The organism is Kribbella sp. NPDC048915 (genome assembly GCF_040649595.1).
Taxonomy (GTDB): Bacteria; Actinomycetota; Actinomycetes; order Propionibacteriales; family Kribbellaceae; genus Kribbella.
This window is the reverse complement of the sequence record NZ_JBEZFT010000035.1, coordinates 53756-70166: the sequence shown is the minus strand read 5'-3', so window position 1 is coordinate 70166 and position 16411 is coordinate 53756. Positions and strand designations below refer to the sequence as shown.

The window sequence follows — 16411 nt, the reverse complement described above, 5'->3', positions numbered from 1 at the left end:
CGTGGCCGCGACGGGTGTCGTCATCGCCCGCGGTGAGCGCAAGCGCCGCGCATACACGCCGGAAGAGGTTCGCGATCGCCTCAAGACCCGGGTCAGGAACCCACAACACGATGGGTAAACCCACCGCGCGGGGGACGCGGGCGGGCGTCCAGCGCGGGCGCCGACTCGGGCACTCGGACCCATCCACGTATCAGTCACGAGAGCCGAATGAACGGGCTCTTGTGACGGGCCGTGGGTGGCTCTGCGTGACTAGGTTGGCGCCCCGGTCTCCAAACTCTCCTGGGAGAGTTTTCGGGAGCCGGTGGTGAGGAACAAGCTGACGGGCCGCTCACCACCAAGGTGAGCGGCCCGTCGGGTTGGCGTGGCGATCAGGCGCCGGCGCCCTCCTGCTTCACGCCGGCGACCGCGGTCGGGTCGTCGATGCGGTACTTGCGGGCCGCCTCGGCGGCGACCTCCGGCTTTACGTCGCCGCGCTTGGCGAGGATCTCCAGCGCCGCGACCACGATCGACTCGGCGTCCACCTGGAAGTGGCGCCGGGCCGCCGCGCGGGTGTCGGCCAGACCCCAGCCGTCGGTCCCGAGCGAGGTGTAGTCGTTCGGCACCCAGCGGGAGATCTGGTCCTGCACCGCCCGCATGAAGTCGCTGACGGCAACGACCGGGCCCTTGGTGTCCTTCAGTTGCTCGGTGACGAACGGCACCTGCTCCGGCTCCTCCGGGTGCAGCAGGTTGTGCTGCTCGGCCGCGACGGCGTCCCGACGCAGCTCGTTCCAGGAGGTCACCGACCAGATGTCCGCGGCCACGGAGTACTCCTCGGCCAGGATCTGCTGGGCCTTCTGGACCCAGGGCAGCGCCACACCGGAGCCGAGCAGCTGGACGCGCGGCGCGTCGTCACCGTCGGCCGCCGTCCCCACGCTGAACCGGTACATGCCCTTGAGCAGCGCCGGTACGTCGAGGTTCTCCGGCTCGGCCGGCTGCGCCACCGGCTCGTTGTAGACGGTGAGGTAGTAGAAGACGTCCTCGCCGTACGGGTGCTCCTGGTTCTGCCCGTAGCCGTACATCCGGCGCAGACCGTCCTTGACGATGTACGGGATCTCGTAGGCGAACGCGGGGTCGTAGTGCACCGCGGCCGGGTTCGTCGAGGCGAGCAGCGGCGAGTGACCGTCCGCGTGCTGCAGACCCTCGCCGGTCAGCGTCGTCCGGCCGGCGGTGGCACCCACCAGGAAGCCGCGGCCGAGCTGGTCGCCGAGCGCCCACATCCAGTCGCCGGTGCGCTGGAAGCCGAACATCGAGTAGAAGATGTAGAACGGGATCATCGGCTCGCCGTGCGTCGCGTACGCCGTACTCGCCGCGAGCACCGAACCCATCGCGCCGGCCTCGCTGATGCCCTCGTGCAGCAGCTGACCCGCCGTGGACTCCTTCCACGACAGCAGCAGGTTGCGGTCGACGGCCTCGTAGTTCTGCCCGTGCGGCGAGTAGATCTTCGCGGTCGGGAACATCGAGTCCATCCCGAACGTGCGGTACTCGTCCGGGGCGATCGGGACGATCCGGTGACCGATCTCCGGGTCCTTCATCAGGTCCCGGAACAGCCGGACCAGCGCCATCGTGGTTGCCACCGGCGCGTGTGAGCCCTTCGCCAGCGGCTTGTACACGTCGTCGCCGGGCAGCTTCAGCGTCTTCGGCTGCACCCGGCGCTCGGGCAGCGAACCGCCGAGCTGCTTGCGGCGCTCCATCATGTACTGGTACTCCGGCGAGTCGGTGCCGGGGTGGAAGTACGGCGGGTTGTACGCGTCCTCGAGGTCCTTGTCCTCGATCGGCAGGTACAGCCGGTCGCGGAACGCCTTCAGGTCGTCCGAGGTGAGCTTCTTCATCTGGTGGGTCGCGTTCCGGCCCTCGAGCGCCTCGATCGTCCAGCCCTTGATGGTCTGGGCGAGGATCACGGTCGGCTGGCCGACGTGCTCGGTCGCGCTCTTGAACGCGGCGTACACCTTGCGGTAGTCGTGACCGCCGCGCGGCAGCTTGCGCAGGTCCTCGTCGGACAGCCCGCTGACCATCTGCCGCAGCCGCTGGTCGCCGCCGAAGAAGTTCTCCCGGATGTACTCACCGGACTCGACCGAGTAGGTCTGGAACTGACCGTCCGGCGTGGTGTTCATCTTGTTCACCAGCGCGCCGTCGTGGTCCTGGGCGAGCAGCGAATCCCACTCGCGGCCCCAGATGACCTTGATCACGTTCCAGCCGGCGCCGCGGAAGAACGCCTCCAGCTCCTGGATGACCTTGCCGTTGCCGCGCACCGGCCCGTCCAGCTGCTGCAGGTTGCAGTTGATCACGAAGGTGAGGTTGTCGAGCTCCTCGCGCGCGGCCAGGCCGATCGCGCCGAGCGACTCCGGCTCACCCATCTCGCCGTCACCGAGGAACGCCCAGACGTGCTGCTGGCTGGTGTCCTTGATGCCGCGGTTGTGCAGGTACCGGTTGAAGCGCGCCTGGTAGATCGAGTTCAGCGCGGCCAGCCCCATCGAGACGGTCGGGAACTCCCAGAAGTCCGGCATCAGCCGCGGGTGCGGGTACGACGACAGGCCCTTGTGCGGACCGCGGGACACCTCCTGGCGGAAGCCGTCCAGCTGATCCGTCGACAGCCGGCCCTCGAGGAACGCCCGCGCGTACATCCCGGGGGAGGCGTGCCCCTGGATGAAGATCTGGTCACCGCCGCCGGGGTGGTTCTTGCCGCGGAAGAAGTGGTTGAAACCGACCTCGTACAGGCTGGCGGCCGACTGGTAGGTGGCGATGTGACCGCCGACCTCCAGGCCCTTGCGGTTGGCCTTGCTCACCATCACCGCGGCGTTCCACCGGATGAACGCCCGGATCCGGCGCTCGATGTGCTCGTCACCGGGGAACCACGGCTCCCGCTCGGGCGGGATCGAGTTGATGTAGTCGGTGCTCCGCAGGGCGGGCACCCCGACCTGCCGCTCCCGGGCGCGCTCGATCAACTTGAGCATCAGGTAGCGCGCTCGCGCCTTGCCGCGTTCGTCCAGCACGGCGTCGAGCGACTCGATCCACTCCCGCGTTTCGTCGGGGTCGATGTCGGGGAGCTGGGTGGGCATCCCCTCGGTGATGATGGCTGGTGGTTCGTGTCCGGAAGCCACGGTGTCCTGCCGTTCTCTCTGGTTGCTCTTCACCGCAATCCTGTCACCTGTCCGGATTGCGTTCTACTTCGCCTTCCGATCCGGCCCGATTCCGGCGGCCGGTGGCGGATCTCAGCGGACACGCCCGGTACCCGGCACGCGGATACCGGACACGTCACGGAACACTGGTGCATACTTGCGCGACGCGGTAGGTCACGATGGACTACTGCTAGCTGTTCTGGCTATGACACCTACCCCCGGGCAAGCGGGGACCACGGAGGAGGACACGTGAGCGCGACCGCGGATCACGCGGACGGCAAGGGTAGCGGCGTGCCGAGCGACGTTTCCAAGATGGCTACCCGTCTGGGCCTGGAGGCCGGATGGGTCGTCCAGGAGATCGGCTACGACGACGACTGCGACGACGACCTGCGTGATGCGATCCGGGAGGTCACCGGGGAGGACTTCGTCGGTGACGACACCGATGAGGTCGTGGACGCAGTCCTGCTCTGGTTCCGTGAGGACGACGGCGACCTGGTCGACGCGTTCTTCGACATCCTGACCGACCTGAAGGCCGGCGGAGTGGTCTGGCTGATGACTCCGAAGGTCGGCCGCGACGGGTACGTCGAGACCAGCGACATCGCCGAGGCCGCGCCGGTGGCGGGTCTGGCGACCACGAGCACACTGAGCGTGACCGACGACTGGTCCGCCACCAAGTTGGTGGTTCCCAAGTCCGGTCGCCGCGGGTGAGCGTCCCGGCTGCCGGCAGCCGGGCCCCCGATTTCGAGACCCAAAACCAGTTCGGCGAACCGGTCCGGCTCAGCGACTACGCCGGCCGGCGCGCCGTCGTACTGGTGTTCTACCCGTATGCCTTCAGTCAGGTCTGCACGGGTGAGCTGACCGCGCTCCGGGACCGCCCGGACCTGCTCGGCCGCGCGGAGTTCCTGGCGATCTCGTGCGACCCGCTGTTCACGCTCCGGGCGTACGCCGACGCGCAACAGTTACCGTTCGGCCTGCTGACGGACTTCTGGCCGCACGGCGCGATCGCCTCGTCGTACGGCGTCTTCGACACCGACCGCGGCTGCGCCCTCCGCGGCACCTTCGTCGTGGACTCCGAAGGCCTCATCCGCTGGTCGGTGGTCAACCAACTCCCCGAACCCCGCAACCTCGACGACTACGCGGCCGCCCTGGCCGAGTTGGGACCAGATCTCGGGTAGACTCCTCCGGTCGCTGGATCCGGGCGAATAGCTCAGCGGTAGAGCGCTTCCCTTACAAGGAAGATGTCGGGGGTTCGATCCCCTCTTCGCCCACGCATTCTTGTCATTTGTGCACCCGCTGTCGGTGGCCGGTGCGCGCTCCGGACCGCCGTGGTGTCCGGGTTTCGGGCAGGGCGTATCGCGGGGTTCGGTCACTCGTTGGATGCATGTCGGCGGTGTGGAGTTCGGGTCGGAATTCTTAACCTTCGACTGCCGAGATCGGACTCCTCCGGGGCGGGTCGCGGCTGATAGGGTTCACGGCTGTCGGTCGGCGCGACGACGCACCGGGTGTGCCCGGTCGCGACATCGCTCCAGTCGGCGGAAACGGGGCCGCAGTCGGTGTCATCGGTGTGCAGTGAGGCGGGTCTGCCCAGAACCCGCTCCGTCCAGTTGGGGAGGCGCGTGTCCGTGGGTCGCCAACCGGCCGAGCGTCCCGTCGTAGCCCGGTCGTCGCGGGTCCCGCTCTGCCGTCGCCCGGTTGAGGTGCGGCCGCAGTTGGTGGTGGCGACAGCGTGAGAAGTGGTGCGGACCGGCCGGCGATCTCCACCGGGCCGGCGTTGATGATTCCCGCCGGTTACCCACGTGACCTGCCGAGCGCGTTGCTGCGCGCGGCCCGGGACTTCAGTGCTTCGGGTGTCGTCGAGATCGGCCCGGACGGCCGTGAGACCCGCCTGGACTTCCCGACCCTGCTCGAGCTCGCCGCGCGCATTCTGGCCGGCCTGCGCGCGAACGGCGTACGGGCCGGCGATCCCGCGGTCGTGCACTGCACCGAACCGGTCGGTTTCTTCGCCGCCTTCTGGGCTTGTTCGCTGGGCGGCATCCGCCCGCTGCTGATCGCGCCGAACCCGGGCGGCGACCGCACCGAGGAAGGCCGCGAGCGCCTCCGCCGGATCACCGACCTGCTCGGCTGGACGGTCCTGATCGGCCGCCCGTCCGACCTGCCGAACGACCTCGGCCTCCCGGTCCTCGACCCGGACGCGATGGCCGGCCACGAGCCCACCTCCGACTTCCACCGCCCGGCCGCGGACGACGTCGCCGTACTGATGATGTCGTCGGGCTCCACTGGCGCGCCCAAGATCGTGCAGCTCACCCACCGCGGGCTGGTCGAGTTCGCCGCCGGTACGCCCGCGATGCTGCCGATCCGGCCCGGGCAGACGACGCTGAACTGGCTGCCGCTGGACCGCAGCGGGGCGTTCCTGCTGTACCACCTGCTGCCCGTGTTCACCGGCTGCACGAACATCCACGTCAACACCGACTGGGTGCTCGCGAACCCGCTGCGCTGGTTCGACCTGATGGAGCAGCACCGGGTCAACCACTCGTGGTCGCCGAACTTCGGGTACCGGCTGGTGACCAAGGCGGTCGCGGGCGAACCGGACCGGCACTGGGACCTGTCCGCGCTGCGCAGTCTGGTGAGCGGCGGCGAGCAGATCACGGTGCCGGTGATGTCGGAGTTCCTGCGCGTCACGAACCGGTTCGGCGTGGTTCCGGAGACGTTCGTGGCGGCGTGGGGGATGACCGAGACGGTCACCGGTATCACGTTCGCGCGGCCCGGCCTGACGCCGAACGTGCACCGCGTCCGCATCCCACCGACCGGCGTCGTCGAGTGGGTCGACCAGCGTCCGTCCTCCGGCAAGGTCACGGTCGCGCGGCCGGGCAAGCCGCGGACCGAGCCGCCGGGTGTGCTGTCACTCGTGTCGGTCGGCGCGCCGGCCCCCGGTACGACGGTGCGCATCGTTGCCCCGAACGGCGCCGTACTGCCCGAAGGCCGGATCGGCCAGCTCCAGATCGCGTCCGCGCGGGTCACGCCCGGATATCTCGGCAACCTCGAAGCGGACCGCGCCGCGTTCCCCGTCGGCAACTGGCCCGCGCGCAAATGGCTCGCGACCGGCGACCAGGGCTTCATCACCGGCGGGCAGGTGGTCATCACCGGCCGGGACAGCGAACGCATCATCATGTCCGGCAAGCTCCACTACGCCCACGACATCGAAGCCGTCGCCGCGAACGTCGTCGGCGCCGAACCCGGTCTGGTCGCCGCCTGCGGCATCGCCGACGAGGAGTCCGGTACGGACCGGCTGGTCGTCTTCTACGCCCTGACCGAGAACGCCGTACCGGGCATGGACCAGGCGATCCGCAGCCTCATCCAGGCCCGCCTAGGCCTGCAGGCCCAGGTCGTCGGCGTCCCGCGCCGCGACTTCCCGACCACCCCCGGCGGCAAGATTCTCCGCCCGCTGCTCAAGCAGCGCTGGATCGACGGCACCCTCCTCCAGCCCGCCCCCACCCACGTCGACCCCGCCGGCGCCACGCCCACGTCCGGTCCGACCGGTCGCGGCCCGTCGACCACTCCCGAAGCCACCCCGTACGCCGACGACGACCCGGCGGAACGCACCACCGAACTGCCGGTGGTACGCCTCGCCTGGAAACGCGACCTGCAGCAGTCCATCCCCACCCCACCCCCACGCCCCACCCTCGGCACCCCCACCTCAACCGACCGCCCCGCAGAGGTGGAGCCCTCGGATGTAGAGCCCGCGGAGGTGGAGCCCTCGGATGTAGAGCCCGCGGAGGTGGATGGCTCGGAGGTGGAGCCGGGTGACGTCGAGGAATCCGCCCTACCGAGCGAACCGGCGGCACCTACTGAGGCCGAGCGCCCCTCGGTGTCCCCGGCGGACCTGGAACTCATCCCGTACGTCGCCATGCTCGCCGCCCGCGACGCCGCCCGCCTCGCACCGGAAGCCGACGAGTCACCCGAAGAAACCACGCTCGAACTCCAACGAATCATCCTCGAACCCACCGACGACTCACCTGAGCCCACCTCCGAACCGGCGGAAGGCGCGGCGTCCGCACACCCCGAAGACGCGGCGCCAGAGCACCCGGAGGACCTCGAGCAGACTGACGCCGTCGAGCCCGAACAGGCTCCGAGCGCAGAATCCGAGCAGGCCGAGGACGCGGAACAGGCCGAGCCGGAGCAGGTTGAGAGCCCGGAGCAACTGACCGCCTACGTTGACGTGGCAGCCGAGGACGTCGAGCAGGTGCCGTACGTCGCCATGCTCCCAACACCTGCCCGTGCTCAGATCTCGCCCGAGAGCACCGAAGGCGACCCCGAGGCGCACCCGACGACGCCCGAACCAGACGCCACCGCGCCAACCACCGCGCCAACCACCGCGCCAACCACCGCGCCAACCACCGCGCCAACCACCGCGCCAACCACCGAGACGGCCGAGGAGCCAGCCCTCGAGATCACCGACGAGCCGGCACCCGAGCCCACCGAAACCACGCCTTCCGCAACCGTCGAGCCAATCGACTCCGATGCCCCCGTGCCGACGGAGCCGACGCCCGCCGAGGAGATGACTTCTGAGGCAGCTGCGGAGATGACTCCCGAGGCAGCTGAGGAGACGACTCCCGAAGCTGTTGTGGAGACGGATTCCGAGGCTGCCGAGCAGACGGATTCCGAGCTCGCGGAGGCGACCGAGCCCGAGGCCGCCGTGCAGGCTGAGGAACCGGCCGAGCTGCCGACTCCGGTCGCGGCGCAGGTCGCCGAGTCGGACGGCGCTGCTGAGTCGGACGGCGCTGCTGAGTCGGACGGCGCACCAGCCGCCGAGGTAGCCGAAGAACGGCCTGCCGACTCCTCGACCGAGCAGAGCGCCGAGCTGGAATCCGAAGCGGCCCCCGAGGTCGTTGAGCAGGGCGCGGTAGATGTCGAGCAACCCGACGACACCGACCTCGCGACAGAGGTACCGGGTGAGGCTGACCTGAGTGCACCTGCCAGCCGGGTGGATGAGTCCGAGCTGCACCCTGCGGACGCCGACGTTGCAGAGTCCGACGCCGAGGTTGCGGAGTCCGACGCCGAGGTTGCGGAGTCCGACGCCGAGGTTGCGGAGTCCGACGCCGACGATGCGGAGTCCGACGCCGACGTTGCAGAGTCCGACGCCGAGGTTGCGGAGTCCGACGCCGACGATGCGGAGTCCGTCGTACTGGCCGACGAGGAGCCGGATGCGGACGCCGACCCGGCGGAGCCTGAGGTACCTGCCGATGAGGCTGACGCCCAGGCCGGGCTGCGGGTCGACGCGACTCGCGGGCAGGCGTCCAAGGCTGTCGTTGAGCCGGTGGCTGTGGTGGGCCTGGCGGGGCGCTTTCCTGGGGCCGAGGGGCTTGAGCAGTTCTGGGAGAACCTGGTCGCCGGCGTCGAGAGCCTGCGCCGCAACAGCGCCGACGAGGGTGCGGTCGCGGTCGGTGGCGTGCTGGAGCATGTCGAGTCGTTCGATGCGAAGTTCTTCGGGTTGAGCGACCGCGAGGCCGAGTTGATGGACCCGGCGCAACGGTTGTTCCTCGAGGTGTGCCACCAGGCGCTGGAGCATGGCGGGTACGCCGGGACGTCGAGCCGGGTCGGGGTGTTCGCCGGCTCGGGCATGAACCTGTACGCGCGCCAGCACCCGTCCCGCGACTCCATCGCCACCCGGGTCGCGTACCGCCTCGGCCTCACCGGTCCCGCGATCGGCGTGCAGTCCGCGTCCTCGTCGTCCCTCGTCGCGGTGCACCTCGCCTGCCAGGCGCTCCGGTCCGGCGACGCGGACCTCGCCCTCGCCGGCGCTGCCGCCGTACAGGTGCCGCAGGCAACGACGTACCACCCGGAGCCGGGTTCGATCCTTTCGCCGACCGGGCAGGTCCGCGCGTTCGCTGCGGACGCCGACGGCACGGTCGGTGGCAACGGTGTCGCCGCCGTACTGCTGAAGCGCCTCGACCAGGCCCTTGCCGACGGCGACACGGTGTACGCCGTGATTCGCGGTACGGCGGTGAGCAACGAGGACGCGCCCGCGGGCGACCAGGTGGAGCTGATCGAGCGTGCCCTGGAGCGTGCCGGGTTCGACGCCGACTCGCTGAGCTACATCGAGGCGAACGGGATCGGCAGCCTGGAGGCCGACGCCGCCGAGGTCACCGCCCTGACGACCGCCTTGCGGAGGCACACCGACAAGGTCGGCTTCTGCACCATCGGCTCGGTGAAGCCGAACATCGGCCACCTGGACAGCGCCGCGGGGATGGCCGGTCTGATCAAGACCATCCTGATGCTGCAGCACCGTACGCTGGTGCCGACGATCAACGTCACCGCCCCGAACCCGGCGCTCGCCCTCGACGGCAGCCCGTTCGTGATCGGTACCGAGGCGCGCGAGTGGACCGTACCGCCGTTGCCCGGCCGTACGACGTTGCGTGCCGGCGTCAGCGCCCTCGACGCGGGCGGTACGAACGCGCACGTGATCCTCGAGGAGGCACCACGCCAGATCCGTCGCGAGGACGACGGCCCCGTCGTGCTGCCGCTGTCCGCGCCCGATCCGGACGCACTGGCCGATCTCATCGAGCTGTATCGCACCGACCTCGACCACGGCACCAATCATCGCCTCATCGATCTCGCGGGTACGGCGGCGCTCGGGCGGCCGGCGCACCGGTACCGGGTCGCGGTCGCGGGTGCGACGGAGGCCGAGTTGGCCGATGCGCTCGGTTCCGTGCAGCCCACCGCGGTGCCGCGCGGCGGACCCGGACCGCTGGGGTACGCGTTCACCGGTCAGGGCGCGGCGCGACGTGGGATGGCTGCGGGGCTCGCGGCCCGGTTCCCGGCGTTCCGGTCGGTTCTGGATGAGTGCGACCGCGTCTACCACGAGGAGACCGGCGGCAGCCTGCTCGAGCTGCTCCTCACACCCGCCGGCACGACCGAGGGTGTGTGGCCGACCGAGACCGCTCAGCCCGCGCTGTTCGCGTTCGAGCTCGCGTTGGCGCGGTTGTGGCAGTCGTTCGGCGTGCAGCCCGCGTTGGTCGTGGGGCACAGCGTCGGTGAGTACGCCGCGTTGTGTGTTGCCGGTGCGCTGTCGCTTGCGGACGGCGTCCGACTGACCGCGAAGCGCGGCGAGCTGATGCAGCGCGGAACGGTGCCCGGGGCAATGGTTGCCGTCCGCGCGGACGCGGATCGGGTACGCGAAATCGCCCGTACCGCAGGGGTTGAGGTTGCCGCTGGCAACGGACCGCAGTCGTTCGTGCTGACCGGCTCCGAGGTGATCGTCGGTCAGCTGGCGGCGCAGCTGGATCAGTTGCAGGTGGCATGGCAACGACTTGATGTCGACCGCGCGTTCCACAGCTCGTTGGTCGATCCCATCTTGTCGGACTTCGCGGAGATCGTCCGGGAGATCACGCTGAAGCCGTTGCGGACGCCGATGGTGTCCAGTTGGTCGGGTGATCTGCTCGAGTCCGGGACGGTGCTGGACGGCGAATACCTGGTCGGGCAGTTGCGGCAGCCGGTGCTGTTCGGTGACGCGGTCGAGGCCGTGACAGCGGCGGGGTGCCGACGGTTCCTCGAGCTCGGGCCGGACGCCGTACTGAGTCCCGCGGGCCGCCGAATCGCGCCCAACAGCACGTGGATCCCGGCCCAACGCCTCGGTCAAGACCCCGTCCTCGCGACGATGAACGGTCTCGCCGAGCTGTACGAACAGGGCACCGAGATCGCCTGGGCGAAAGTCTACCCGGACGGCGGCCGCGTGCCGTTGCCGACGTACCCGTTCCGCCGGGTGCACCACCCCGTCGACCCGTCCGTGCAGGTCGCGGCGCCGGCCCCGTCGACCGCACAGTCCTCGTCGGGTGCGGGCGTCGGTGCCAGTGCTGGCGCCGGTGGCGGTGCTGGTACGGCGGTTGCCGGGGACAACGTTTCGTCGCGGCCGAGCGCCTTCGAGCGCGGTGCCCGTGCGCAGACCGTGGTGTTCGACCCGCCGTCGAACCCAGCCGTGAAGCGCATCCCGCTCGACCCGCCGGACCAGATCGCCGACGAACCGGCCGAACTCCTCGAGGAGCCGTCGCCGTTCGCGCTGCCGGCCGAGACGCACGAGATCGACGCCGACTACCTGGCGCAGGCCGGATCGCTGTCGGGCAACGAGATGTCGGCGGAGCGATACCGCGAGTCGCTCGACGTCATCCTCGACATGACCTGTGAGGTCCACGGCCTGGACCCGTACGACCTCACTGTCGACCACACCTTCGCCGAACTCGGCGCGACACCGGCGTCGATGGCCCCGGTCATCGACGAACTGAACGGCCGCTTCGAGGCGGAACTGACGCCGGACGACCTGTTCCTCACGTACACCACACCCCACAAACTCGCGACCGCTGTAGCCGTCCAAACCGCCGAACCGGAGTTGGAGCCTGCGCCGGAAGACGAGCCGTCAACCGCGGACCTCCAGTCGCTCGCCGAGGCGATCGAAGCCACGACCGCCGGGGCGATTGCCGGTGAAGTCGTGGAGGCGACCAACGACTCCGCTGGCGTGTCCACGGGGGCGACCAACGACTCCGCTGGCGTGTCCACGGGCGCGGCCAACGATTCTGCTGACCTAACCACGGGCGCGGCCAACGAGCCGTCTGCTGCGGCGGGCGTCGAGAGCACCGCTGCGCAGGCGCGCGACCCGCGGGCGGCTCTGGCGCTTTTGGGCTCGGGGCTTGCCGAGTTGGCTGCGAAGGTCGACGAGGCAGCCACGGCCACCGGCGCGGCAGAGCTGCCGGGCAGTGGCATGGCCGCGCTGATGTCCCAGCAACTCCGAGTGGCCGGTCAGCTGGTTGACGGCGTCACCAAGCTCTTGCGCGAACAACTCGCCCTCCTGGCCGACCCCTCCGCCGAGCCGACCGACCACCCGGCCGAGGGGCCGAGCGCCGCGTCACCCGACCTGAGCGAATCGACCGACCCGAGCGAACCGGCCGATCTGAGCGAACCGGCCGATCTGAGCGAACCGGCAGACCTCAGTGACGCAGCCGACCGCCCGAGTGCGGCGTGCACGGAAGAAGCGGAAGCGGACCAGACCACGCCGGCAGGGACCGAGCCTGGCCCGGCTGCGCCGGAAGCGATCGCGCCGGACCAGACCGCGTCAGCCGAGGCGGCGACGGACGAGGCGGCGACGGACGAGGCGGCGACGGACGAGGCGGCGACGGACGAGGCGGCGACGGACGAGGCGGCGTCGGACGAGGCGGCGTCGGACCGGGCGGACGGTGAGTCGAGCGTCGACGAGCAGGAGCCTGCCGTACTGGCGGCCGGTGACCCGGAGGCATCCGCGACAGCGGCCGAGCAGGTTGGTGAGGGTCGGCGTACCGAAGATCCGCGGCGGCGGGACTTTGCCTACTGGACTGCGGTGCTGGCCGGCGCCGAACCGTTGGTGTTACCAGCGGACGGTGCGCGAGTGGCCGGGGACGAAGCGGTTGCCTCGGTCAAGCATGAGCTCGAGGAAGAGCTGGCCGACGCCGTACTGAGCTACTCCAGGGATCGCAAGCACAGCCCGGCGACGACCATGCTCGCCGCGGTCGCGACGGTCCTCGGCCGGTTCGCCGCGCAGGACGATGTGACCATCGGCTCGGCGTTGATCCGGCCGAAGGGTGACACCTCGACCGCGCCACGCCGCGCGCTGCCGTTGCGGATCGACCTGTCCGGCGAACCCGAGCTCGGCGAACTCGCCGAGCGGATCCGCGACATCACTGCGGGTGCGTTCGACCACGCCGGGACCGACCTCGCGATTCTCCAGCGGGATCCGTTGTTCCAGATCCTGGTCGAGTTCGAGGACGGCGACGCCGAACTGCCGCCGACCGTCGACCTGCGCTTCCGCCTCACGCACCACGGTGCGGGCATCACCTGTACGGCGGACTACCGCTCCGGACTGTTCGACCGTACGACGGTCGAGCGGCTGCTCGACTACCTCGCCGAAGTGTTGCGCAGGGCAACGACAATCCCGGACCTGAGACTGCCGGAGTTGGTCCTCCCGATCGAGTCCGACCTCGCGATGCTCCGTGATCTTGAGGGCGACGCCAACGATTCGGGCCCGGTCGCCAACGGCTCCGGCCCGGTCGCCAACCTGCGGCGGAATGCGGTCGTCGGCGGCGGCCTGAGCGGACTGCACACCCTGTTCGAGCAGCAGGTCGCGCGCACTCCGGACGCAATCGCTGTGATTCAAGGCGATCGCGAGCTCACCTACGCCGAACTCGACCGCCGGTCCAACGCTGTCGCCTGGCAGTTGGTCGACCTCGGTGTGAAGTCCGGGGAACTGGTCGCGGTACGTGTTGCCCGCGGCACCGAAATGGTCGTTGCGGTCCTCGCTGTTCTGAAGTCCGGTGCGGCGTACCTCCCGCTGGATCCCGGCGTACCCGAGTCCCGCTGGGCGTTCATGGTCCAGGATGCGCAGGCAGTCGCGCTGGTCGGCGACGACGCCGCGCTGGCCGACCGGCTCGGTCTGCGGTTGGTGCCGGTCGGCGGCGGCGACGGCGACATCCGGGCGCGGCAGGCGCCACCGGTACGGTCCGCGGCCGACGACATTGCCTACTGCATCTACACGTCCGGATCGACCGGCATCCCGAAGGGTGTCGTCGTACCGCACCGCGGCCCGGTGAACCTGGTCCGTCACTACCTGCGCACGCGGCGGCCGCTGCGGACACTGCAGTGGACCTCGTTCGGCTTCGACGTTCATGTGCAGGAGATGTTCACCACGCTGGCCTCCGGCGCCGCGCTCGTGCTGATCGGCGAGGACGACCGGTACGACCCCGACGCGGTGGTCGCGGCGCTGCGCGATCACGACGTACAGCGGTTGTTCATGGCGTTCAGCCCGCTGACCGCACTGCTCGCGACGATGCGCCGGCTGCCGGAGCTGCCCGCGTTGCGGGAGATCGTCGCGGGCGGCGAGGCGATGGTGCTGACGCACAAGGTGTGGGACTTCCTCGACGCGCATCCGGACTGCCGGCTGTTCAACGAGTACGGGCCGGTCGAGGCGTCGATCGTGACCACGATCCACGAGGTCGACCCGGCCGAGGACCGCCCCTCGATCGGGCGGCCGATCGACGGGGTCGCGGTACGACTCCTGGACGCCGCGCTGCGACCGCTGCCGGTGGGCGCGGTCGGCGAGATCCACCTCGGCGGCGCGGCGGTGGCGCGCGGCTACATCGGGCGCCCGGAGGAGACCGAGCGGGCGTTCGTCGCGGACCCGGGGCACCCCGGCGCGCGGCTGTACCGGAGCCGCGACCTGGGTCGGTGGCGCCCGGACGGCACGCTGGAGTACCTGGGGCGCGCCGACGATCAGGTGAAGATCCGCGGCCACCGGGTCGAGCCCGGCGAGACCGAGCATGTCCTGGCCGACCAGCCCGGCGTCGTCGACGCGGTCGTGGTCGCGTGCTCCGATCCGGGCGGCGACACCTGCCTGATCGGGTACGTCGTCCTCGAGGACAGCGACCCGGCCGTACTGGCGCGGCTGATGCTCGACCTGACCAAGGAACTGCCGATCTATCTCGTGCCGGCGGACCTCATCCCGATCGAGGAACTGCCGCTGGACGACAACGGCCGCCTGGACCGCGACCGCCTGCCGGCCCCGGAGTGGCTCAAGCCGTAGCGGATCTCCGGGCGCGATCAGCCGGAACCTGGACGAGTGCGGACCGATGAAGTTCTGCACCGTGGACGGGAGGTCTGTTCGGTAGTGACCCTCCCAGCGACCACCGCCCGCCGTTCACGGTGCAGAACCCGCGTTCGATCCCCATCCCTCCGCGGGATCGAACGTGTTGATCGGTCGGACGGTGCCGGCGGCCTCGTGGTTCCCGATCCGTGGTTCACACGGTCGCGGCGGGGAGTTGCCTCACCCGCCGCGCTCGTGTCCGGTTGATCCAAGGCCCCCCTCGATCTCCCGTTCGCCGGCCGGTCCGGGCCCCCCTGCTGACCGGCCGTGGATGACGGTGCCCCCACCCCATCCATCCGTTGCATCGCGTGGCGTAGGGCCGCCGTTACAGGGTTTGGCGAGTTTCGTAAAAATTGCGCAAAGGTGCGCAGACAAGGCCTTACCGCGCGACCCAGAATGTGCAGTTCAACCGGGCGGCGGTTCAGGCCAGTGCGGACCAGGCCTGGTGGGCGGCGCCGAGAAGGCCGGCGTTGTCGAGCTGTGCGGGTTCCACGGTGATGTCGGTGACGAACGGCAGTTGCGCCAGCCGCTTCACCCACGCCTGCACAGGGTCGAACAGCACCGAGCCTGCCTTCGCGACCCCGCCACCGATCACGACCGTGGTCAGGTCGACCGTGACAGCCGTCGCGACGATCCCGGCCGCCAGTGCCTGTGCCCCGTCGTCGAACGCGGCCAGTGCGAGCTCGTCCCCGGCCGCGGCATCGGCAGCGAGTACGGCGGCGTCCACGCGCTCGTCGCTCCGCCAGCCGCTGCGCTGCGCACGAGCGACCATTCGTGGACCGCTCGCGTACGCCTCCACGCAACCGAACGAACCGCACGCGCACGCCTCGCCGTCCTGATCGACGACCACGTGACCGATGTGCGCCGCGTTGCCGGACTGTCCGAGCAGCGGCTTGCCCTTGACGACCAGACCGCCGCCGACACCGGTCGACACAACGATCCCGAGCAATGTCTCGGCCTCCCGGCCGGCCCCGCTCCAGAACTCACCGAGCGCGAAGCAGTGCCCGTCGAGGCCGAGCGTCACGGGTACGCCGCCGGTCGCCGCGCGGACCCGATCGACGATCGGGAAGTTGCGCCAGCCGGGGATGTTCACGGGGGACACCAGCCCGAGTTGCTGGTCGATCGGGCCGGCGGATCCGATGCCGACGGCCAGGGGAGTGGAATCGCCGCGGACGCGGTCGATCAGTTCACCGAGCGCGGCGAACACCTGATCGGCGTCGCCGGGCGGAGTGGCGATCCGATCGCCGGTGAGAATCGTGCCGTCGGGGGACACCAAAGCGGCGGCCATCTTCGTGCCGCCGATGTCGATTCCCAGCACGGTTCCCCGCGCCATCGCTGCGTCGTCGCTCATCGTCCCCCCGGTCAGGGCGGTCAGGTCGGGAGACAACGTTATCTGTAGTTGGCCCGAACAGACAGAGGTGATCCGAGGTAATCACGGAAAACCCGCAGGAAGACGGCAACAAACTGCCATGACAACCCCTGACAACGATGCCCCTGAACGCGTCACCAGCCTCGAATTTCCTAGCTCTCCGTAACCCCTCCGCGACGCTCCACACCCAGCTCCAACCCCAGCCCACCACTCTCCGTCGCCACACCGGCC

The 16411-nt window shown here is 70.0% G+C and carries 5 protein-coding genes and 1 tRNA gene; 4 read left to right on the top strand and 2 right to left on the bottom strand.

What is annotated here, in order from left to right; genetic code table 11:
• Positions 1-368 precede the first annotated feature (368 nt).
• Entirely contained in the window at positions 369-3095 is a 2727-nt protein-coding gene (gene aceE / locus AB0B82_RS19480; RefSeq protein WP_360169927.1) for a pyruvate dehydrogenase (acetyl-transferring), homodimeric type, read from the bottom strand.
• 309 nt (positions 3096-3404) lie between these two features.
• On the opposite strand from aceE, the gene AB0B82_RS19475 reads away from it, so the two are divergent.
• The 4 genes from AB0B82_RS19475 to AB0B82_RS19460 all read left to right on the top strand — a co-directional run bounded on the left by AB0B82_RS19475 (position 3405) and on the right by AB0B82_RS19460 (position 14751).
• Positions 3405-3863, top strand: a complete 459-nt coding sequence (locus tag AB0B82_RS19475) for a DUF3052 domain-containing protein (protein ID WP_360169924.1) — start codon at positions 3405-3407, stop codon at positions 3861-3863.
• Positions 3860-4330, top strand: coding sequence for a peroxiredoxin (locus AB0B82_RS19470; protein ID WP_360169921.1), 471 nt, complete (start codon positions 3860-3862; stop codon positions 4328-4330). Before AB0B82_RS19475 ends, AB0B82_RS19470 begins: the two co-directional genes overlap by 4 nt.
• A 21-nt stretch (positions 4331-4351) precedes the next feature.
• Positions 4352-4423: transfer RNA gene (locus tag AB0B82_RS19465), tRNA-Val, on the top strand.
• A 458-nt stretch (positions 4424-4881) separates the two neighbouring features.
• Positions 4882-14751, top strand: coding sequence for an amino acid adenylation domain-containing protein (locus AB0B82_RS19460; RefSeq protein WP_360169918.1), 9870 nt, complete (start codon positions 4882-4884; stop codon positions 14749-14751).
• 481 nt (positions 14752-15232) lie between these two features.
• On the opposite strand, the gene AB0B82_RS19455 is transcribed toward AB0B82_RS19460, so the two are convergent.
• Entirely contained in the window at positions 15233-16162 is a 930-nt protein-coding gene (locus AB0B82_RS19455) for an ROK family protein (RefSeq protein ID WP_360169915.1), read from the bottom strand.
• Positions 16163-16411: the final 249 nt, after the last annotated feature.